The sequence below is a fragment of the Glaciimonas sp. Gout2 genome, assembly GCF_035018905.1.
Classification (GTDB): Bacteria; Pseudomonadota; Gammaproteobacteria; order Burkholderiales; family Burkholderiaceae_D; genus Glaciimonas.
In genome coordinates this window covers 519,793-540,542 of sequence record NZ_JASJXA010000001.1, presented here as the reverse complement: position 1 = coordinate 540,542, position 20,750 = coordinate 519,793, and the positions used below count along the sequence as shown (strand labels likewise).

Genomic DNA, 20,750 nt, shown 5'->3' with positions numbered 1-20,750 from the left:
TTTGACTCCTGATACCTTCGTTGTCGAGAAGACGGAGGAGGAAAACTTCATATGATCGCATCGCCGAAAACCCTATTAATGGCGCGTTTAACGGCGCTGTTACTCAGGTTGTTGACAGCGTTGTCGGCAGTCTTAATGACAGCGTTAATGACCGGCTGTACGCAGCTTGGTTATTATGCCCAGGCAGCGAATGGAGAGCTTTCGCTGCTAGCCGATGCGCGCCCCATTTCTGTGTGGCTGGATGATCCAGCCGCCAGTGATAAGTTGAAGTCGCAGTTGCGAACCGTTAAAGAAATTCGTCAGTTTGCTGTCAGTGAATTGGGCCTACCGGTCAACGGAAGTTATCGCAATTATGTGCAACTGCAGCGCAAGTTTGTACTGTGGAACGTGGTCGCCGCGCCCGCGTTATCGCTAACACCAAAACAGTGGTGTTTCCCCATTGCGGGCTGCGTTTCCTATCGTGGTTACTATAACCAGCAAAGCGCCCAACAATACGGCGCGCAACTTCGCAGTGAAGGTTACGATGTGCAAGTGCTGGGCGTGCCGGCCTATTCGACATTGGGCTGGTTTAATGATCCGGTGATGTCGACTTTTATTAACTATCCGGATGCAGAGTTAGCGCGGTTAATTTTTCACGAGCTGTCGCATCAATTGTTGTACGTCAAAGGCGATACCGATTTTAACGAAGCATTTGCCACCACGGTAGAGGAGGCCGGCGCTGAGCAGTGGCTGGCGGTGAATGGAGATGAGAAACGACGGCGCACATACGCGGAATTTGAAGGTCGCAAAACCGAATTTTTAGCCCTGCTATTAAAGTACCGTCAGCGATTGATGGATGTTTATTCAGGCGATCTGAGCGACGCCGCAAAGAGGCAGAATAAAATCCGTATTTTTGCCGCACTCCAGACAGAGTATCAGGTACTGAAAGCGCATTGGGGTGGTTACGTGGGTTACGACCGCTGGTTTGCTGAGCCGCTGTCGAATGCACATCTGGCATTGGTCGACACTTATTACGCGCTTGAACCGGGATTTCGTGGATTGCTGGCGCAGCAAAAAACCTTTCCACAATTTTATATTGCCGTCGGCAAGTTGGCGGCGCTGCCCAAAGAAGAACGGCGTCGTCAGTTAATCGATTTGGCATCTGCATCGGCAAAGCAAAAAACGAGCGCACTGGAAGGAAGTCATAAAGCGCTTGATTTTTAGAATAAATCGTCTATCAGGCGGCAACATTGCATGCCTGCTTTTGCCGAGGAGTTACTCGAATATGGTGCAAAACACTTGCAAGTGCGCGTCATGACCGATAGCATCGCGGTAGAATAAAACAATCGTGCTTTTTTATGTGAAAACAGATTCTTTTAAAATCCATTCACTTCTTCTATGCGCTATTTTATAAATTCTTCCCGGCTTAGTCGGATTTTGGGAGTTAACGCTATCAAAATGGCTGATGATCCTTTTTATAAGATTGCATTAATAACAACGAGAGACTAGGGCAGACCATGGATAAATTTTGGCTTAAATCGTATCCCGAAGGCGTTCCTGCCGAAATTGATTACACCCCGTATCGATCTTTAGTGCATTTGCTGGAGGAGGCATTTCAAACGTATGCTGGGCGTAATGCCTATGTTTGCATGGGCAAGTATCTGACCTACGCTGAGGTTGATCAGTTATCGAGAAAAGTGGCCGCATGGCTACAAAGCAAAGGCATGCAAAAAGGCGCGCGGGTCGCGATTATGATGCCAAACGTTTTACAATATCCCGTGGTGATCGCGGCCATTTTGCGTGCCGGATATACCGTCGTCAACGTTAATCCTCTCTACACGCCGCGGGAACTGGAACATCAGTTGAACGACTCTGGTGCGGAAGCGATTTTCGTTTTGGAGAACTTTGCTACGACGTTGCAACAGGTACTCACTCGCACCAAGATAAAACACGTGGTTGTCGCCACGATGGGCGACTTGATGGGCGCTAAAGGGTTGATCGTCAATTTGGTGGTACGGCACGTTAAAAAAATGGTGCCGGTATTTTTATTGCCCGGTTCCACCCCATTTAAGCGTTTGCTGTCGGAGGCTGGGTCCATGACCTTGACGCCGTTTGCGACGACACAAGAGGACGTCGCATTTTTACAATATACCGGCGGCACAACCGGCGTGTCTAAGGGTGCAACGCTGTCTCATCGCAATGTAATTGCGAACGTGTTGCAAGCGGAAGCGTGGCTTTCACCGGGCTTGGATAAAGGCCCCGAGATTGAGCAACTCGTGTTCGTCTGCGCCTTGCCGCTTTACCATATCTTCGCCCTGACCATATGCGGCATATTTGGTATGCGCGAAGGCGCGCTAAATGTATTGATTCCAAATCCTCGAGACATCGCCGGTCTGATCAAGGAATTATCCAAGTATCAAATCAATACGTTTCCAGCGGTGAACACACTGTATAACGCACTGGTCAATCATCCCGATTTTGCGAAGTTGGATTTTTCTAGTTATAGAGTCTGTGTCGGCGGCGGTATGGCAGTACAAAAAGTAGTCGCTGATAAATGGATGGCAGTGACCGGTTGTCCTATTATCGAAGGTTACGGCCTATCGGAAACATCGCCCATTGCCTGTGCCAACCCGCCGACGATTACAGCCTACAATGGCACCATCGGATTGCCATTGCCATCAACTGAAATCGTGATCCTCGATGATGCTGGAAATCCGGTCGCGTTGGGAGAAGCCGGTGAAATCGCCATTCGTGGACCACAAGTCATGGTCGGTTACTGGAATCGTCCGGACGAAACCGCATTGGTCATGACGCGAGATGGATTCTTTAAGTCTGGTGACATCGGTGTGATGGACGAGCATGGTTATACCAAGATTGTCGATCGTAAAAAAGATATGATTTTGGTCTCAGGTTTCAATGTCTATCCGAATGAAGTTGAGGGTGTGGTTGCTGAACATCCAGGTGTGCTGGAGTGCGCATGTATCGGCGTGCCGGATGAACATGCTGGCGAAGTCGTCAAGCTATTTGTTGTGCGTAAAGATCCTTCACTAACTGTAGAGGAATTGATGGGTTATTGTAAAGAGCAACTGACCGGTTACAAACGACCGAAATATATTGAATTCCGCACCGAATTACCGAAGACTAACGTCGGTAAGATTTTGCGACGTGAGTTGCGCGACGAAAAGGTGCCGCAAAAAGAAGCGGCATAAGTTTGCTCATATGGCGTTTGCTTATACGATAGTGCGATATAGAAATCCCCGAAATGCTTAACGTATCTCGGGGATTTTGTCGGTCTAATTTATTTGATGATGAGCTGGCGTGATGCTAAAACCGTTTTACCATTCTGCGAAACTACCATCCTTGTGACGCCAGATCGGATTACGCCAGCGGTGACCAAGGGCAGCGCGTTCTTTTACATATTCCTCATTGATCTCAATCCCCAGACCCGGCCCTTGTGGGATGGTGACATAGCCTTCGTTATAGGCGAATACGCCAGGATCGACCACATAGTCGAGTAGATCGTTGCTCTCGTTGTAATGAATACCCAAGCTCTGCTCCTGAATGAATGCGTTGTATGAAACCGCATCAACTTGCAGGCACGCTGCCAGCGCGATTGGGCCGAGTGGGCAATGCAGGGCAACGGCCACATCGTAGGCTTCGGCCATGGTGGCAATCTTGCGCGTTTCTGTGATGCCACCGGCATGCGACACGTCGGGCTGAATAATATCCACGTAGCCTTCGCTGAGAATGCGTTTGTAATCCCAGCGCGAATACAGCCGTTCGCCGAGGGCGATTGGCGTACTGGTCAGATGCGCTATTTCTTTTAGTGCCTCATAGTTTTCGCTCAGAACCGGCTCTTCAATAAACATCAGTTTGTATTGTTCAAGTTCCTTGATCAAAATCTTCGCCATTGGTTTATGCACGCGGCCATGGAAATCGACGCCGATACCGATATGCGGACCCACGGCATCGCGGACTGCTGCAACATTGGCCAGCATCGCTTCGACTTTTTCATAAGAATCGACGAATTGCAACTCTTCCGTGCCATTCATTTTGACGGCACTAAAACCACGTGCGACGGCATCTCTTGCCGCGGCTGCGGTGTCTGCAGGACGGTCGCCACCGATCCATGAATACACCTTGATGCTATCGCGCACCGGGCCGCCCAATAGCTGGCTGACTGAGACCCCGAGATCCTTACCTTTAATATCCCACAGCGCCTGATCGATACCGGCTAGTGCGCTCATGTGTATGGCGCCGCCGCGATAAAATCCGCCACGATATAGCACCGTCCAGTGATCTTCGATGTTGCGCGGATCTTTGCCGATCAGATAGTCGGATAACTCTTCTACGGCCGCCGCGACGCTATGGGCACGGCCTTCAACGACTGGCTCGCCCCATCCCACGACACCTTCATCAGTTTCGATCTTTAAAAAGCACCACCGCGGCGGCACAATGTACGTAGTAAGTTTTGTGATTTTCATGCAGTCATCTCCTTATTATTCTATGGCTTTCTAGTGCCGATCAAACCGGTCGCCTAAGCGACGACGGCACGCCAGGCAGCAATAAATTGTTCTGCGTTCAGTCGCACTTGTTCAGCATGCATACCGGGTTTATAAAGGGCAGAACCAAGACCAAATCCAGAAGCCCCGGCGGCGACAAAAGCCGCCATATTTTTCGGTGTAATACCACCGACCGGAACCAGTGCAACACTCGCCGGAATCACCGCCCGCCACGCTTTTACGACGATGGGGCCGAGCTGCTCGGCAGGGAACATTTTAAGAATATCCGCGCCAGCGGCCAATGCGGCAAACGCCTCGGTGACAGTGGCGACGCCAGGAGCGCAGGCAAGCCCAGCCTGCTTTGCAGCGCCGATCACGGTGGCGTCGCTGTGCGGCATGACAATGATTTCACCGCCTGCATTTTTTACCTCGATTACTTGCGCCTGGGTTAAAACAGTTCCTGCGCCGACGACGCAATCATTGGCCAATGCAGACCGTAACAGACGAATACTTTCAAACGGCTCGGGTGAGTTTAATGGTACTTCAATGACGCGGAATCCTGCGGTGTAAAGCACCATGCCAATAGCCGCGACTTCGCCGGGATGAACCCCGCGTAAAATCGCGATCATGCCGCATTGTTTCATCGCATTTTTTAACATCTGGTGGTCCTTAATATAATAAATATCTGTTGCAATATTGTGTCCATGCTGGCGGGCGACATCAGACTGGCACTGCGTGAGCGGAAACCAGTCCCGCCTGTTTCGCCAGCATCCATAAGCCACGCTCAGTCGCTTTTGCTGTCACGGTAGCGCCTTTTATTTCATAGATATCTAATGCCGTTTTATAACGCGCGCACAACGTAGCGTCGCCAATCAGGATGATTTGCTGCGGCTGATGTACCAACTCCTCCAGCGATGCACGCAACACCGCTATCTCATGGCCAATCAATAGTCCTGAGAGATATTCGCGTTGTCCGCTGCCGTCCAGCGCATCGGTTAAACCTAATGTGCGGGTACTGAAAATCGTAGAAAGTACGCCGGCCCTTCCTGCAACGGTCTGCGCCACTTCAAGGCCACGCGAAAAAGCCAAATGATTGGCCGTATTTTTTTCAGTATCAGCGCCGAAGTCAAAGGCGGCATCCATTTGCATGGTCCGTCCCAAAATAGTATGCGCACACAACGCGGCGTAAACTTCGCCGGTCATGAAGGTGTCGAAATGCTGGATAGTCGGCTCGGTACTATGCTGATGTACGCGTACCCATTTTGAGTGTGTACCCGGAAGACCGATCAATACATCATCTACTGAATGCTGATGCTTTCCGCGCTGTTCGGCTGCTATCGCTAATGCACCGATGACTTGTGTTTCTTCCCCGCGCATAACGTTGGGCAAGGTGGAATGTTGTATCAGGCCCGGCACAATATGGACGACTAATCCATCGGAGGTTTGTACAGTTTTTAACGTTTTTCCGATCTGATTAATGGCAATCGGTATCGGCAAGTAAGGCGCTTCACACCAGCCTTGCATACTGCCAATCATGCCGCAAGCGATGATCGGTGTTGGTGGTGCTGCCGCTAACCAATCGCCACAGGCTTGTCGAAAAGCGAGTTCGAAGCCAGCTTTGTCGCCCAGCGCTTGTTGGTTTTCGGTAGTAACAGTCGGCAAATGCATAATTCCCGTAGAAAGCGCCCGTTGCTCAAGCACCACACCTTGATGACCGATGCGGTACGCACGTAATGACGAGGTGCCCCAATCCAAGGCAATTAATTGGGTTTGATTCATGAGTTTATCTTCCACGTTACCTTCATCATTGTCCTGGCGTTTGGTGTCTGTTATTGATGCCACTAAGCCACTAAAGCGGGGCCTGACTGGTCTGATCGTCGGCCAATCGTGACCTTTGCATTTCTTTGATGCGGCAATTCCCGCATTTCATTTAAGTCCCAAGTCAACGTCGCCGATGACCGTGGCGCAAAGCGTCTTTGAAGCGGTTATCGCACTCTAGACCTTCATATTTATTTTGTCAATATATGAAACTACGTCCCAATATGTGGGATTTTAATACTATTTTGTGTAAAATGCGCTACGGGACATTCATTATTCCTGCCTGTAATATGCATCCAAATAGTGGGGTGATTCTGGTTTGATATCGATTTATAAAAAGAAAGTGTTGAATATGACTAAGCCAGCGGCGACAGTTGAGGTTTCCCAAAACGGCTTGAACCCTACCGGCACACAAACTTTGTCGCGCGGCTTGGCTGTAGTGCATGCAGTCGCCGCTGGCGCGCGTGAATTGATGGACATCGCTTCTGCCGTGGGCACTACCCGCAGCACGACGCATCGGCTCGCCAGTTGTCTGGTGCAGGAACGTTATTTGCGCTTTAGCTCGAGTACCGGCTACGCGCTTGGCCCTAAATTAATTGAGCTGGGGTTTCAGGCGCGCGAAGAAGTATCACTTTCCGTGGTCGCAAGGCCCTATCTGGAATCGCTCGCAGAGCAAACCAATGACACAATTCATCTCGCCGTACGGGATGTGGATGACGTTCTTTATCTCGACAAAATTTCAGGCAAAAAGGGTCTGGAAATGCGCTCGCGCGTGGGGCATCGCATGCCAATTGCCACCACCGGCGTCGGTAAAGCTTTGATGCTTGGCCTGAATGAGGAAGGATGGAAGGATTTGTACGAGAAACGGTCTTTTGTGCATACCGTCGATAGCCTAAAGTTATTAAAAAAAGGGAGCTGGGGCGACTTTCTTGAGCAAATGCAGCAATACGCAAAAGGAGATTTTTCCTTTGATCTGGAGGACAACGAACCATCAATCCGCTGCGTCGCAGCGCCCATTCGTGACGCTAGCCACATGATCGTTGCGGCTATCAGCGTGTCCAGTACCTTGCCTTACATGCCGCACAAGCGAATGCAGGCACTGATCCCCATTGTAAAAAAGGCTGCCGCGGCGATTTCGGGTGAGTTGGGCAATTGTCAGAGGAATTGATTTCATGGCATTTGCATGCCTATCGCCCAACAATTGCCGCACGCTGACTACTCTGGCGCATTTACTTAACGGCACATGCGCGTGGCGAACCTGAGCCGCACATCTTGCAGTTAATCCAATTGTGGGATTTGTCTGGGTTTACGATTTAGGTCGGTGGCAACGTAGGTCAACGTAGCTTCGGTCACTTTAACGATCTCTGTTTGCAGACGGTTGCGTTCGGCGTAGACTTCTACATAGACGGTAATCGAAGTATTGCCGACTTTGACAATTTCCGCGTAAAAGGACAACAGGTCGCCGACGAACACCGGATTTTTAAAAACAAACGAATTCACTGCAATGGTTGCCACGCGACCGTTGGCGCGACGGGTTGCTGGTAAAGAGCCAGCGACATCCACTTGGGCCATAATCCAGCCGCCAAAGACGTCGCCGTAGACATTGGCGTCACTGGGCATAGGCATCACGCGCAATTGGGGCATTTTTCCAACTGGCAATATATCCGCGTTGGCCGTGTTAATTTGTTCAGTCATGTTGTTAATCCTTTAATCCTTTAATCCTTAAGGGCTACAATAGTAGCTTGGCCTTCAGCATAAACTATTCCACAAGATTCTATCCATGCGTCGTTACTCTACTCCCTCTCCAGATGCCTCCAATCCAGCGTCTGCGCCCGCTTCTAAACGGAGCGACTGGTCCACGTTAAAAACGTTGATACCCTATTTGTGGACTTATAAATGGCGCGTTTCGCTAGCGCTATTATTTTTGGTCGGTGCAAAAATGGCAAACGTTGGGGTTCCACTGGTCCTTAAGCGACTGGTCGATAGCATGACGATTACGGCATTGCATCCGCAGGCCATGCTGGTTTTGCCGCTGGGTATATTGGCAGCATATGGCGCGTTGCGACTGAGCACAACCTTATTTACCGAGTTGCGCGAATTTGTATTTGCGCGGGTCACGCAACGTGCAGTGCGGACCATTGCGCTGCAAGTGTTCAGGCATTTACATGCGCTATCGCTGCGATTTCATTTGAATCGACAAACCGGCGGTATGACGCGCGACATTGAACGTGGTACCCGCGGTATATCGTCTCTGGTTTCGTACACTTTATTTAGTATTTTGCCGACGCTGGTTGAGATCACGCTGGTGCTGAGTTATCTGGCTATTCATTACGATATCTGGTTCACGGTTATCACCGGCGGCGCATTGGTTATCTATATTACTTTCACCGTTGTGGTGACTGAATGGCGTACCCACTTTCGGCGCACCATGAATGCGCTCGACTCGAAAGCCAATACCAAAGCGATCGACTCTTTAATCAATTATGAAACCGTCAAATATTTTGGCAACGAGGCCTATGAAGCCAAGCGCTACGATGATGGCTTGAGTGAGTACGAAACCGCTGCGGTGAAATCGCAAACCTCATTATCGCTGCTCAATACGGGACAGTCTCTGATCATCGCCATCGCGGTGACGTTGATTCTGTGGCGCGCAACCCAAGGGGTCATCGACGGTAAGATGACATTGGGTGATTTGGTATTGGTCAATTCGTTCATGATCCAGTTATATATTCCGCTCAATTTTTTGGGTGTTATTTATCGTGAAATCAAACAAAGCCTGGCCGATATGGAGCGCTTGTTTTCGCTACTTGATGAGAACCGCGAGATTGCCGATGCGCCGGATGCCATGCCGCTATTCACCACCGGTGCGCAAGTCCATTTTTCACATGTCGATTTTAGCTATGAAAGCAATCGCCAAATTCTGTTTGACGTCGACTTTACGATCCTTGCCGGCACGACTACTGCAGTGGTCGGGCATAGCGGTTCAGGCAAGTCGACGCTATCGCGTTTGCTGTTTCGTTTTTACGATATCAACGAGGGGAAAATTACGATCGATGGGCAAGATATCCGCGCTATTACGCAAACGTCTTTACGTCAGGCGATCGGCATTGTGCCGCAAGACACCGTGTTATTTAATGACACTATCGAATACAACATTGCTTACGGTATGCCGAGTGCCAGCAAAGCACAAATAATAGCGGTGGCGAAAGCGGCGCATATTCATGATTTTATTGAATCGCTTCCAGATGGCTATGCGTCCATGGTCGGCGAGCGGGGATTAAAATTATCGGGCGGAGAAAAGCAACGTGTGGCGATCGCGCGTACCTTGCTAAAAGATCCGGCGCTATTAATTTTTGATGAGGCGACTTCTGCCCTCGACTCTAAATCCGAGCAGGCAATCCAGACGCAATTAAAAGAAATTGCAAAAAACCGAACCACGCTGGTGATTGCGCATCGTTTGTCGACGATCGCCGATGCCGAGCAAATTCTGGTGCTGGACCACGGGCGCATCATCGAACGCGGCACGCATAGTCAATTGTTGGCGACGGATGGCGCTTACGCACAAATGTGGGCGCGCCAGCAAGCTAATCCTGAAGAGGCTTCGCCAGCATCGTCACCGTCTGTTCCCCAGATGCCGCTTGCAGAAGTCTGATGGCGTTTGTATTCAGCTGAATGTGTGATTTTCAGTCGTAAAGGGGCTAACCAAAGAGGGTTGGTCGACGTAATCGACTGGCTTGCTGAGCATTGAAATTAACCGATCTGATACGGTTAGTGCACTTAAAGTCAGCATTGAACTATTTTTGTCCCGCATTTGATATTTTTTTGCACGGTGAGGGACCCTTCCAAGACCGACTTCGCGTTACGATAGGGGAATGGAAAGCAAATGGTTAGAAGACTTTATTTCGTTGGCCGAAACGCATAGTTTCAGTCGTTCTGCAGAGCTGCGTCATGTCACACAGCCTGCGTTTTCGCGCAGAATACAATCGCTGGAGGCCTGGCTTGGCGCAGATTTGATTGATCGCACGTCGTACCCGACGCGGTTAACGCCATCCGGCGAAGTTTTTTACGAGCAAGCGATGGAAATGCTCGGGCAGATTAACAATGCGCGAGCGCTCATGCGCGGCAAGCGCCCGACCGGATTAAATACCGTTGATTTTGCCGTCCCGCACACGTTGTCATTAACGTATATGCCGCGCTGGATTCGCTTGCTTGAGACGGATTTCGGTGCGCTCACTACCCGTTTAATTGCACTCAATGTCCACGATGCGGTCATGACAATGGTCGATGGTGGTTGCGATTTGTTGTTGTGTTATCACCATCCGCGTCAACCGGTGCAACTCGACTCCGGTCGTTATGACATGCTCACGTTAGGTAGTGAAGTGCTGCGTGCTTATGCCCAATGCAACAAAACTGGAGTACCCGATTATTTATTCCCCGGTAGTAGTGACACGCCTTTGCCTTTTTTGTCCTATACCAGTAACGCCTATCTCGGACGAATGGTGGAATTGATTTTGGCCGACGCCAAGAAGCCACTACATCTGGATAAGCGCTATGAAACGGATATGGCGGAAGGCTTAAAAATGATGGCGCTCGAAGGGCATGGGGTCGCCTTTCTGCCAGAGTCCGCTGTGACGCGGGAAGTCAAACTTAAGCAGTTGGCGCGCGTGGACGATGGCGCAACTGAGTGGGAGGCAACCATGGAAATTCGCTTATATCGTGAACGCCCAACTGCGCAACGCCCCGGCAAACCTGTGGTGGCGCGGCTTTGGTCTTACTTATTACAGAAGCAAGAGTTGAAGATGCCAGCGCGCAAAACGAGTGAATTGACCAATACGGTAAAAGCAAAGAAAAAAGCAAAGTAAAAAACCAAGAAAAACGAAGAAAAAGCAAACCAAAAAAGTAAAGTAGCAAGATGCATTTTAAGTGAGCACGTGGTCCGGAAAACAGTCGATCAGGCCGATTTAATCGTATCCATGCAAAAAATGCATAATGGCATGCATACAAAGCATTGGAATTGAGGCACCCCAATGTTTTACGATTCGCTGCGAGATTAATAGGGCTGTTTTGTGCGCCTTACCTCACCTTATTTGCACCTCATTGCAACCTACGGAGCGCGTTCTAAAATGTCTATTCAGCATGAAGTTCCTTCTTATTTGTCGACACATGGCATTGGTCCATGGGGCGATTACCTTGAACAAATCGATCGTGTAACGCCTTATTTGGGCTCGTTAGCGCGTTGGGTCGAAACCATGAAGCGGCCAAAGCGTATTCTGATCGTTGATGTGCCGATCGAACGCGACAACGGCACCATTGCCCACTTCGAAGGTTATCGCGTACAGCACAATACTTCACGCGGCCCAGGAAAAGGCGGGGTGCGTTTTCATCAGGACGTAACCTTGTCGGAAGTAATGGCATTATCCGCATGGATGACTGTTAAAAATGCCGCCGTCAACGTTCCGTACGGTGGCGCAAAAGGCGGTATTCGCGTCGATCCCAAGACCCTTTCGCCAGGAGAGTTACAGCGCATGACGCGCCGTTACACTAGCGAAATAAACATCATCATCGGTCCCAATAAAGATATTCCCGCCCCGGACGTTAACACTAACGAACAGATCATGGCGTGGATGATGGACACCTATTCGATGAATCAGGGTAGCACCGCCTCCGGTGTCGTCACTGGAAAACCAATTTCCCTCGGCGGCAGTCTGGGACGGCGTGAAGCCACCGGCCGAGGAGTATTCGTGGTCGGCTGCGAAGCCGCCTCTAAGCGCGGCCTGGATATCAAAGGCGCGCGTGTTGCGGTGCAAGGATTCGGTAACGTCGGTGGCATCGCCGCACGCCTGTTTTCTGAGGCTGGCGCTAAGGTCGTCGCTGTCCAGGATCATATGAGCACCATCGTGCGTGATAGCGGTCTGGATGTCGTGGCATTGCAAGATTACGTCACTAAAACCGGCAGCGTTGCTGGATTTCAAGGCGGTGAAGAGATTGCCGACCGTGCACTCTTTTGGGCGACCGATTGTGATATTTTGATTCCTGCTGCGCTTGAACAGCAAATCAACGTTGATACCGCTCACACTATTCGTGCCAAGATCATTTTGGAAGGTGCAAATGGACCAACTACGCCTGCGGCTGACGATATTTTGCATGACAAGGGTGTATTGATCGTACCGGATGTTATCGCCAATGCGGGCGGTGTGACCGTGAGTTATTTTGAATGGGTGCAGGATTTTTCCAGCTTCTTTTGGACGGAAGATGAAATCAACTTGCGCCTGACCCGGATCATGCGAGAGGCCTTCACCTCGGTGTGGCAACTGGCAGAGGAGAAGAAAGTATCGTTACGAACAGCGGCATTTATTATGGCGTGCACCCGTGTTTTGCAAGCGCGTGAAATGCGTGGCTTGTATCCTTGATTAAGGATACGCTATAGTCGTCTATTTCTTGCGTGCATCATTTTGGGCCGTTGTCAGACAGATAATTGATGCCGGAAGGGTTTGGAGTTTGGATAGTGCCGAATTTTGGCACTGTCTGCTACTCACATCGGGCTGGGATGAAGCCGTTAGCCGACTTAGACAACCAATCGGACACCGCCATCGACGAATGTTGCCGCTGGCTTGAATCTTGCGTCACAATCGAGAATGCGGTTTTAGCGCATCTTTTAAGGGAAAGTGTAGTTATGATGGAAGGCAAGGCCAACACTGGCGTTATACAAAAAGATCGCATTGTCGGGTCGGGTCCTATAAAGTATTTAGCATTGATGCTCAGCGGATTTCTCATCAGCACGGCGTCCATCAGCGCACATGCTGACATATTAGACAAGATTCGTGACACCAAAACGATTACGATCGCCTATCGTGATGCCTCATTACCATTTTCTTTTCTTGATCAGAATAAGCAGCCAATTGGTTATTCCATCGATATATGTTTGAAAATCGCGGAAGCGGTTAAGCAAAAATTAAAATTATCACAATTAACAATCGCTTATGTCCCGGTGACATCGGCGTTACGTATCTCGACAATCGAGTCCGGCAAAGCAGACCTTGAGTGTGGGTCAACAACGAATACGCCAGAGAGACGTCAGCATGTCGCATTCACGATTGCGCATTTTATCGCTGGGGTACGAATGGTTGTGAATACTGATTCCGGTATAAAAAACTGGCCGGATTTGCGCAACAAGAAGGTTGCCTCGACTAAGGGAACGACGAGTGTGAAAACCTTAAGTGATCGCGGTCAGGTACGGTCACTTAATATCGTTTTATTGGAAGGGCGCGAGCACGATGATTCATTTCGTATGGTTGAGGACAAAAAGGTTGATGCATTTGTGATGGATGATGTGCTGCTGTATGGCTTGCGCGCGGCATCAAAAAATCCAGCTGCTTACCAAGTGGTTGGCGATGCGCTGAGTACCGAGCCTTACGCGATTATGTTACCCAAAGATGATCCTGCTTTTAAAGCATTAGTTGATCTTGAAATGGCGCGGTTGATTCAGGATGGCGACTTAAATAAACTCTATCAAAAATGGTTTCTTAATCCGATAACTGCAAAAAATAATATAAATCTGAATATGCCGATGGGTTATTTGCTTAAAGAGTCGCTACGTTTTCCATCGGATCAGGTTGGCAATTAATCTCGATTAGCGATGATATTTTTTGTAAAATGTCAGTTCACTGCCGTTAACAATAGTGCGAAAGCAGGACAGCGTAGTAGTCGAAATAAGTAAAAGACTTATTTTTTATATCGCGTTGGTAGCAGGGCAGATAAAGTTTTTCTGCTGCGGTGTTGATTTTGTTAAACTAAACAATTATTTTCCGGGGAGTCGTTATGAAGGTATCAAAGTTAATCGTTGCGTTAATCAGTATTGGTGTGATTGCTGGCGCAGCCCAAGCTCAAGAACTGACCGGTACGCTTAAAAAAATCAAGGATACTGGCACCATTACGCTGGGTGTTCGCGATTCCTCAATTCCATTTTCATACCTTGACGATAAGCAGTCGTATCAGGGTTATTCAATCGATTTGTGTATGAAGGCAGCCACTGCCATTCAAAAACAACTGGGTATGACTGCGCTAAATGTCAAGATGGTACCCGTCACTTCCGCGACACGTATTCCGTTGATCTCAAATGGCGCAATTGATTTGTCCTGCGACTCCGCTACCAACAATCTGGAACGTCAGAAGGTTGTATCCTTTGCGCCAACAATGTTTGTCACAGCAAATCGTTTGTTGGCTAAAAAAACCTCTAACATCACTAAACTTGATGATTTGAAGGGCAAGACGATCGTGTCGACTTCCGGAACTTCTAACCTGAAGCAAATCACCGAATTGAATGGTGAGCGCAAATTGGGTATGAATATTTTGGCGGCTAAAGATCATGCCGAAGCTTTCCTGATGGTCGAGACAGGTCGGGCGGTTGCCTTCGCAATGGATGATATTTTGTTGTCATCGTTAGCTGCTAGTTCAAAGGCGCCAAAAGACTATTCGATCACGACTGAAGCATTGTCAGTTGAGCCATACGGCATCATTGAGCGTTCAGGCGATTTGCCATTCAAAAAGGCAGTCGATACAGCGTTGACCAACGTGTATAAATCAGGCGAAATCAACAAGATCTACGCGAAGTGGTTCTTGGCGGCGATTCCACCAAAGGGAATCACGCTAAATATCCCGATGAGCCCAGAGCTGAAGGCGGCGTTTGCCAAACCAACAGATTCGGGTGATCCAGCGACTTATGCTGCAGTACCGGAAGCGCAAAAAGAATCTTCCAAGAAAAAATAAGATGCGGGCATCTTAAACATAAAGGGGGGCGAAAGCCTCCCGTTTTATTTCCGATGTAAAAGTTGCTGTGATGCACAAATTTTTTTTAGTCCCAGCACTGTCATTGGTAATAATCACTAGCAGTCAGTCGAGCTGAATTAACGGTATGGAAGTGGATAGATTTTTTCGTCTGATAAGGCGAAAGAGAGTAGCGGCATAGCTAGCTATGCAATGACGAACAACTAAGCGGCCGAAAAAAGACGCCATTTATAACCGTCAAATTTGGCTGGACTGACTACTAGTGTAATAGAGGGACTCAATATGCATTACAACTGGAATTGGAACATTTTCTGGCAAATGTCTCCCGATGGTGTCAGCACCTATATGGAAACGTTGCTGGCAGGGCTGAAATGGACGCTAGCGCTGTCCGCTTTGGCGTGGATTATGGCGCTTGTGATTGGTACTGTCGTCGGTACGATCCGCACGATGCCGAATAAATGGGCCGTGCGCATAGCCAATGGTTATGTTGAATTATTCCGTAATATTCCATTGCTGGTACAAATGTTCCTGTGGTATTACGTGATGCCCGAACTGGTTCCGGCCGGACTCGGCAATTGGCTTAAAAGTTTGCCGAATGCATCGTTCATCACCGCGTTTCTCGCGCTGGGATTTTTTACTTCGTCCCGCGTCGCCGTACAAGTTTCTGCAGGGATTCATGCATTGCCACGCGGCCAAAAGCTCGCTGGCACAGCACTTGGATTGACACTTCCACAAACTTATCGGTTTGTGCTGTTGCCAATGGCTTTCCGAATTATCGTACCAGCGCTTACCAATGAATTTGCCGCGATCATCAAGAACAGTTCGGTGGCATTGACTATTGGTCTGGTTGAGCTGACTGCCGCCACCTATTCGATGCGCGAATTCACTTTTCAGACTTTTGAATCGCTGACTGGTGCAACGGTCATCTACATCATCATCTCTAGCTTAGCGTTGTTGTTAGCGCGGTTTTTGGAGAAAAAAACAGCGGTACCGGGTTTTATTACCTCCGGCAGCGCTAGCACGGGAGGTCATTGATCATGTTTGCGAATTTTGACTTTAATGTGATCGAACGGTCGTGGGTATATCTCTTTACGACTGGTATGAAATTTACGTTGATGCTGACCATTTCGGCGATGATTGGCGGTATTTTCTTCGGTACTATTTTGGCGATGATGCGTTTATCGCACAGCAAAACGATCTCGTTCATTGCAACCAGCTACGTTAACCTGATTCGTTCTGTGCCTTTGGTGCTGGTGATTTTCTGGTTCTACTTCCTGATGCCGTTCATTGGCGCCTGGATTACCGGCGCTTCACAACCGATTCAAGTCGACGCATTTTCATCCGCACTCGTGACCTTCATCTTATTCGAAGCGGCGTATTACTGCGAAATCATGCGATCCGGTATACAGTCGATTCCACGCGGTCAGGTGTCAGCAGGTTATGCACTGGGTATGAACTATTGGCAGATGATGGGCAACGTTGTTTTGCCCCAGGCTTTCCGCAACATGATTCCGATCCTGTTCACGCAAACGATCGTATTATTCCAGGATGTTTCATTGGTGTATGTATTGGGATCAGTGCCCGAGTTTGTCACCGTGGCGTCAAAGATTGCCCAGCGTGATGGCCGTCTGGTGGAAATGTATCTGTTCGTGGCAGTAGTTTATTTCGTGATGAGTTTTGGCTTATCTACGCTGGTAAAGAAACTGCAGGAAAAAGTTGCGATTATTCGATAACGTGCATCCGTTGTCGTTGCTTCGTAGCGCGGCAATAGAGAACACTTGCAAAACTGTATTCAGCAATTTGGAGAAAACTTCATGATTAAACTTAATAACGTCAGTAAATGGTACGGTCAGTTTCAAGTACTGACCGATTGCACCACCAGCGTTGCCAAGGGCGATGTTGTTGTCGTTTGCGGTCCTTCCGGTTCCGGTAAGTCGACCCTCATCAAAACTGTTAACGGTCTTGAGCCTTTTCAAAAGGGTGACATCACCGTAGATGGTATTTCGGTGGGAAATCCAAAAACAAATTTGTCAAAACTGCGCGCACGTATTGGCATGGTGTTTCAAAACTTCGAACTTTTTCCACATCTGTCGATTCGAGAAAATCTGACAATCGGTCAAATCAAGGTGTTGGGTCGCAGCGTTAGTGAAGCGACTGAAAAGGGTTTGAAATATCTCGACCGCGTAGGTTTGAGCGCGCAAAAAGATAAATTTCCGGGCCAGTTGTCAGGTGGTCAGCAGCAACGTGTCGCCATCGCCCGCGCGTTGTCGATGGATCCGATTGCGATGTTATTCGATGAGCCGACTTCAGCACTGGATCCTGAAATGATTAACGAAGTGCTCGACGTGATGGTTGGTCTGGCGCAAGAAGGCATGACCATGATGGTTGTGACGCATGAAATGGGTTTCGCCAAGAAAGTTGCGAACCGCGTCATTTTCATGGATCAGGGCCTGATTGTGGAAGACTGCAAAAAAGAAGAGTTTTTTGGTGCACCTCGCTCTGATCGTGCGCGTGACTTTTTGGCGAAAATTATCCATTAAGCAAAAAGCGAGTGCTCATCAGATGCTTGTGAAGTGCTTGTTAAGCAGTCACACAACGTTGTTGAGCGCTTACTACTCAATGCAGCGATATTTGTACAAATAGTAATTGCCACTAAGGTAACGTTAATAAAAGCCGCGTCAGGTTAAAGCTGAAGCGGCTTTTTCATGCGGGCAATGGAAATATCACGTTGACCTGAGAATAAGGAGCAATGAAAAGCGAATAGCGAATAGTGAATGTATGAAGACTGGAATCATTCGTCTTTTATATCAAAAGGGACTTTTCTCCCTAAGTGGGACGACGAAGTGCGGCTTAGATTCGCTTGGAATGGTGGTGGATAAGTCGCTCATCGGTGTCGCTGCTGTAAAATACTCACATTCCCCTAACGACGATGCCATGCTTGCCGCTAAACCCTATCTCCGTGCTTTAAAAATCGACCCGGTCAAAGAAATCGACTTTGATGCCTATCCTTTTTGTATTCCCGCTGTCCGAGAGTTAGAAAAGTTGGACTTTCATGCGGATGTGACATTTTTGGTCGGCGAAAACGGCGCTGGAAAATCAACGCTATTGGAAGCGATGGCGGTGGCATGGGGATTTAACGCTGAAGGCGGCAATCAAAATACCGGCTTTTCGACGGCTAACGCGCATTCAGATTTACACACTTATTTAAGAACAGTTAAAAGTTTCAAGCGTCCGAAAACGGGCTATTTTTTGCGTGCCGAAAGTTTCTTTAACGTCGCCTCTAACATTGAAGAGTTGGATGCAGAGCCCGGCCTTGGCGGATTAATTGGTCCGTCTTACGGCGTCAGATCGTTGCACAAACAATCGCACGGTGAAGCTTTTTTAGCGTTATTGCAAAACAAATTTCGGCCCAATGGCTTTTATATGCTGGATGAGCCAGAGTCGGCGCTTTCACCTAATCGACAGCTAGCAGCGCTGGCCATCATTCATCGGCTGGCGCAAGCTAACTGTCAGTTCATTATCGCGACGCATTCCCCTATTTTGCTAGCGTATCCAAACGCTAGAATTTATTTGCTGGATCAGAGCGGTCTGACAGAAACGCGCTATGAAGATACTGAGCATTACACGACTACCCGCCATTTCCTGAATAATCCGGCTGGCATGCTGGAGCAACTTTTTGCAGAAGAGAATGAAGATGACTGATAGCTTGACCATCACCCGGCCAGATGACTGGCATTTGCATTTACGCGATGGTATTGTGTTGGCAAGCGTATTGCCGGATACGGCACGCCAGTTTGCCCGTGCGATTGTGATGCCAAATTTGAAGCCGCCCGTCACCTCTGTCGCGCAAGCAGCGGCATACCGGGAGCGTATTTTGGCGGTCGTACCGGAAGGTGTGTCGTTCGAGCCGCTGATGACGCTTTACCTGACCAACAACACGCCACCGGATGAAATTCGTCGCGCCAAAGAGAGTGGCTTTGTGCATGCCGTGAAATTGTATCCCGCTGGCGCCACCACCAACTCCGACGCCGGTGTGTCGGATCTCGCTAAGTGTTACAAGACGCTGGAAGTCATGCAAGAACTTGGCATGCCGTTTTTGGTGCATGGCGAAGTGACTGATCCAACCGTCGATATTTTTGACCGTGAAGCTGCCTTCATTGATCGTGTAATGCAGCCATTGCGTCGCGATATGCCGGAATTAAAGGTGGTTTTTGAGCACATCACTACTAAAGACGCAGCCGAATATGTTGCTAGCGCCGACGGGCCGATCGCGGCGACAGTGACGGCGCATCACTTGCTATACAACCGTAACGAGATTTTTAAAGGCGGGATTCGTCCGCATTATTATTGTCTGCCTATTTTGAAGCGGGAGACGCACCGTTTGGCGTTGATGCAAGCGGTGACGTCCGGAAGCGATCGTTTTTTCCTGGGTACTGATTCTGCGCCGCATGCAAAAGGTCTTAAAGAGCAGGCGTGTGGTTGCGCGGGTTGCTACACTGCATTACATGCTTTGGAGCTTTATGCACAAGCTTTTGATCAGGTCGGCGCGCTGGATAAATTAGAAGCTTTTGCCAGTTTCAATGGGCCTGCGTTCTATAACCTGCCACGTAACCAAGGGTTCGTGACGCTAAAACGTCAGTCCTGGACCATTCCAGCCGAACTGCCGATGGGAGACGCGACGGTAGTGCCGTTGAATGGCGGGGAGTTAATGAGCTGGCAACAGGTTAGTTAGTTAACTGAGGAAACCGTTTGAGGCAACATGTGTCTACCGAAAATCGCACTGGCTGGTGCGATTTTTGCATGTAAACGCATGACTATGGCGTCTTGATGGGTTGTTATACTACCTACTAATGCGTCTGTTAGGATGCAGCTTCGAATAAATGATGTTTCACGGGCTTTGTAGCATGCATAACCTTCGTATCGTGGTTGTCAATCCAGTTGCCATAGAGGGCGACAACGATCCTGCGTTCATCGCGCAGGCGGAACGTAGCCACGCCCTGCGTATTGGATTGCTGGAGGCTGGCTACAACATCATTGCCTCGTTGCCAGCCGACCTTTACTTGCCGGAACGTATTGCGCAAATGCAACCGGACATGATCATCATAGACGCTGAATCCGACGCTCGAGATGTCCTGGAACATGTCGTCATTGCGACCCGCGATGCACGTAGGGCGATTGTTTTGTTCACCGAAGATGAAAAGAAATCCAGCATGGAGGCCGCTATGGCCGCTGGAGTTTCTGCATACATCGTGGCAGGGTTACAGACCGCTCGCATTAAGCCTGTGCTGGAGGTGGCGATGCTGCGCTTCAATCAAGAGCAGAAGCTTTTAACTGAGCTATCGGACACTAAAACAAAATTGGCTGATCGGAAGGTAATTGATCGGGCCAAAGGTTTGTTGATGGAGCGTCAACAACTCAGTGAGCAGGATGCTTATAAAAAATTACGGCGCCTGGCCATGGATAAAAATTTGAAGTTGTCTGAAGTGGCGCAACGGATTATCGACGCCAATGATTTGTTGGGGTAACGTTCATCGCGAACGGAATCCCTGGATTCCTTGTTAATCCGTCCAATTTCTCCCTAGTTCTTACTCAGCTCTTTACATTTTCCCTTATGTTCTGCACCAATAAAAGCTAACACATTTGGTGCGGCGCACACACGCAGTGCAT

General features: G+C 49.0%; 18 protein-coding genes. 14 read left to right on the top strand and 4 right to left on the bottom strand.

Going from position 1 to position 20,750, the window contains the following annotated elements; all coding sequences use genetic code 11:
- Positions 1–51: 51 nt before the first annotated feature.
- Positions 52–1,203, top strand: a complete 1,152-nt coding sequence (locus tag QN379_RS02445; RefSeq protein ID WP_416348510.1) for an aminopeptidase — start codon at positions 52–54, stop codon at positions 1,201–1,203.
- A 293-nt stretch (positions 1,204–1,496) separates the two neighbouring features.
- Entirely contained in the window at positions 1,497–3,188 is a 1,692-nt protein-coding gene (locus tag QN379_RS02440; protein WP_323505877.1) for a long-chain-fatty-acid--CoA ligase, read from the top strand.
- Positions 3,189–3,314: 126 nt separating this feature from the next.
- Here QN379_RS02440 and dgoD read toward each other — a convergent pair whose 3' ends face one another.
- The 3 genes from dgoD to QN379_RS02425 form a co-directional block, all read right to left on the bottom strand.
- On the bottom strand, positions 3,315–4,463 hold the full coding sequence (gene dgoD, locus QN379_RS02435) for a galactonate dehydratase (protein WP_323505876.1): 1,149 nt from the start codon (positions 4,461–4,463) through the stop codon (positions 3,315–3,317).
- 53 nt (positions 4,464–4,516) lie between these two features.
- A complete protein-coding gene (locus QN379_RS02430; RefSeq protein WP_323505875.1) occupies positions 4,517–5,140 on the bottom strand; it encodes a 2-dehydro-3-deoxy-6-phosphogalactonate aldolase in 624 nt (207 codons plus the stop codon).
- Between the two features lie 61 nt (positions 5,141–5,201).
- Entirely contained in the window at positions 5,202–6,260 is a 1,059-nt protein-coding gene (locus QN379_RS02425) for a 2-dehydro-3-deoxygalactonokinase (protein ID WP_323505874.1), read from the bottom strand.
- 391 nt (positions 6,261–6,651) lie between these two features.
- Here QN379_RS02425 and QN379_RS02420 point away from each other — a divergent pair, with 391 nt between their 5' ends.
- The gene (locus QN379_RS02420; protein ID WP_322235243.1) at positions 6,652–7,467 is read left to right on the top strand and encodes an IclR family transcriptional regulator; all 816 of its coding nucleotides are present in this window, start codon (positions 6,652–6,654) and stop codon (positions 7,465–7,467) included.
- 110 nt (positions 7,468–7,577) lie between these two features.
- Here QN379_RS02420 and QN379_RS02415 read toward each other — a convergent pair whose 3' ends face one another.
- The gene (locus QN379_RS02415) at positions 7,578–7,994 is read right to left on the bottom strand and encodes an acyl-CoA thioesterase (RefSeq protein ID WP_322235245.1); all 417 of its coding nucleotides are present in this window, start codon (positions 7,992–7,994) and stop codon (positions 7,578–7,580) included.
- A gap of 85 nt (positions 7,995–8,079) precedes the next feature.
- On the opposite strand from QN379_RS02415, the gene QN379_RS02410 reads away from it, so the two are divergent.
- The 11 genes from QN379_RS02410 to QN379_RS02360 all read left to right on the top strand — a co-directional run bounded on the left by QN379_RS02410 (position 8,080) and on the right by QN379_RS02360 (position 20,608).
- Positions 8,080–9,951 carry an ABC transporter ATP-binding protein/permease gene (locus QN379_RS02410; RefSeq protein ID WP_323505873.1) on the top strand — a complete coding sequence of 624 codons (1,872 nt, stop codon included), beginning with the start codon at positions 8,080–8,082 and terminating at the stop codon, positions 9,949–9,951.
- 220 nt (positions 9,952–10,171) lie between these two features.
- Positions 10,172–11,161 carry a LysR family transcriptional regulator gene (locus QN379_RS02405; RefSeq protein ID WP_323505871.1) on the top strand — a complete coding sequence of 330 codons (990 nt, stop codon included), beginning with the start codon at positions 10,172–10,174 and terminating at the stop codon, positions 11,159–11,161.
- Positions 11,162–11,422: 261 nt separating this feature from the next.
- Complete coding sequence (locus QN379_RS02400) at positions 11,423–12,709, top strand: Glu/Leu/Phe/Val dehydrogenase (protein WP_322235253.1); 1,287 nt, start codon at positions 11,423–11,425, stop codon at positions 12,707–12,709.
- A 95-nt stretch (positions 12,710–12,804) separates the two neighbouring features.
- On the top strand, positions 12,805–13,923 hold the full coding sequence (locus QN379_RS02395) for an amino acid ABC transporter substrate-binding protein (RefSeq protein WP_323505870.1): 1,119 nt from the start codon (positions 12,805–12,807) through the stop codon (positions 13,921–13,923).
- A gap of 194 nt (positions 13,924–14,117) precedes the next feature.
- Positions 14,118–15,065 carry an amino acid ABC transporter substrate-binding protein gene (locus QN379_RS02390; protein ID WP_322235259.1) on the top strand — a complete coding sequence of 316 codons (948 nt, stop codon included), beginning with the start codon at positions 14,118–14,120 and terminating at the stop codon, positions 15,063–15,065.
- Between the two features lie 300 nt (positions 15,066–15,365).
- Positions 15,366–16,118, top strand: coding sequence for an amino acid ABC transporter permease (locus tag QN379_RS02385; RefSeq protein WP_322235262.1), 753 nt, complete (start codon positions 15,366–15,368; stop codon positions 16,116–16,118).
- A gap of 2 nt (positions 16,119–16,120) precedes the next feature.
- A complete protein-coding gene (locus tag QN379_RS02380) occupies positions 16,121–16,816 on the top strand; it encodes an amino acid ABC transporter permease (RefSeq protein WP_322235264.1) in 696 nt (231 codons plus the stop codon).
- An 81-nt stretch (positions 16,817–16,897) separates the two neighbouring features.
- Complete coding sequence (locus QN379_RS02375; RefSeq protein WP_322235268.1) at positions 16,898–17,623, top strand: amino acid ABC transporter ATP-binding protein; 726 nt, start codon at positions 16,898–16,900, stop codon at positions 17,621–17,623.
- 394 nt (positions 17,624–18,017) lie between these two features.
- Complete coding sequence (locus tag QN379_RS02370; protein ID WP_323505902.1) at positions 18,018–18,785, top strand: AAA family ATPase; 768 nt, start codon at positions 18,018–18,020, stop codon at positions 18,783–18,785.
- On the top strand, positions 18,778–19,815 hold the full coding sequence (gene pyrC, locus QN379_RS02365) for a dihydroorotase (RefSeq protein ID WP_322235271.1): 1,038 nt from the start codon (positions 18,778–18,780) through the stop codon (positions 19,813–19,815). The genes QN379_RS02370 and pyrC overlap by 8 nt, the downstream gene beginning before the upstream one ends.
- A gap of 172 nt (positions 19,816–19,987) precedes the next feature.
- On the top strand, positions 19,988–20,608 hold the full coding sequence (locus tag QN379_RS02360; RefSeq protein ID WP_322235274.1) for an ANTAR domain-containing response regulator: 621 nt from the start codon (positions 19,988–19,990) through the stop codon (positions 20,606–20,608).
- Positions 20,609–20,750 lie beyond the last annotated feature (142 nt).

What these genes read in the sequence shown, in the direction of transcription:
- QN379_RS02445 (WP_416348510.1), top strand. Translation starts at nt 52, where the DNA reads ATGATCGCATCGCCGAAAACCCTATTAATGGCGCGTTTAACGGCGCTG.
- QN379_RS02440 (WP_323505877.1), top strand. Translation starts at nt 1,497, where the DNA reads ATGGATAAATTTTGGCTTAAATCGTATCCCGAAGGCGTTCCTGCCGAA.
- dgoD (WP_323505876.1), bottom strand. Translation starts at nt 4,463, where the DNA reads ATGAAAATCACAAAACTTACTACGTACATTGTGCCGCCGCGGTGGTGC.
- QN379_RS02430 (WP_323505875.1), bottom strand. Translation starts at nt 5,140, where the DNA reads ATGTTAAAAAATGCGATGAAACAATGCGGCATGATCGCGATTTTACGC.
- QN379_RS02425 (WP_323505874.1), bottom strand. Translation starts at nt 6,260, where the DNA reads ATGAATCAAACCCAATTAATTGCCTTGGATTGGGGCACCTCGTCATTA.
- QN379_RS02420 (WP_322235243.1), top strand. Translation starts at nt 6,652, where the DNA reads ATGACTAAGCCAGCGGCGACAGTTGAGGTTTCCCAAAACGGCTTGAAC.
- QN379_RS02415 (WP_322235245.1), bottom strand. Translation starts at nt 7,994, where the DNA reads ATGACTGAACAAATTAACACGGCCAACGCGGATATATTGCCAGTTGGA.
- QN379_RS02410 (WP_323505873.1), top strand. Translation starts at nt 8,080, where the DNA reads ATGCGTCGTTACTCTACTCCCTCTCCAGATGCCTCCAATCCAGCGTCT.
- QN379_RS02405 (WP_323505871.1), top strand. Translation starts at nt 10,172, where the DNA reads ATGGAAAGCAAATGGTTAGAAGACTTTATTTCGTTGGCCGAAACGCAT.
- QN379_RS02400 (WP_322235253.1), top strand. Translation starts at nt 11,423, where the DNA reads ATGTCTATTCAGCATGAAGTTCCTTCTTATTTGTCGACACATGGCATT.
- QN379_RS02390 (WP_322235259.1), top strand. Translation starts at nt 14,118, where the DNA reads ATGAAGGTATCAAAGTTAATCGTTGCGTTAATCAGTATTGGTGTGATT.
- QN379_RS02385 (WP_322235262.1), top strand. Translation starts at nt 15,366, where the DNA reads ATGCATTACAACTGGAATTGGAACATTTTCTGGCAAATGTCTCCCGAT.
- QN379_RS02380 (WP_322235264.1), top strand. Translation starts at nt 16,121, where the DNA reads ATGTTTGCGAATTTTGACTTTAATGTGATCGAACGGTCGTGGGTATAT.
- QN379_RS02375 (WP_322235268.1), top strand. Translation starts at nt 16,898, where the DNA reads ATGATTAAACTTAATAACGTCAGTAAATGGTACGGTCAGTTTCAAGTA.
- QN379_RS02370 (WP_323505902.1), top strand. Translation starts at nt 18,018, where the DNA reads ATGCTTGCCGCTAAACCCTATCTCCGTGCTTTAAAAATCGACCCGGTC.
- pyrC (WP_322235271.1), top strand. Translation starts at nt 18,778, where the DNA reads ATGACTGATAGCTTGACCATCACCCGGCCAGATGACTGGCATTTGCAT.
- QN379_RS02360 (WP_322235274.1), top strand. Translation starts at nt 19,988, where the DNA reads ATGCATAACCTTCGTATCGTGGTTGTCAATCCAGTTGCCATAGAGGGC.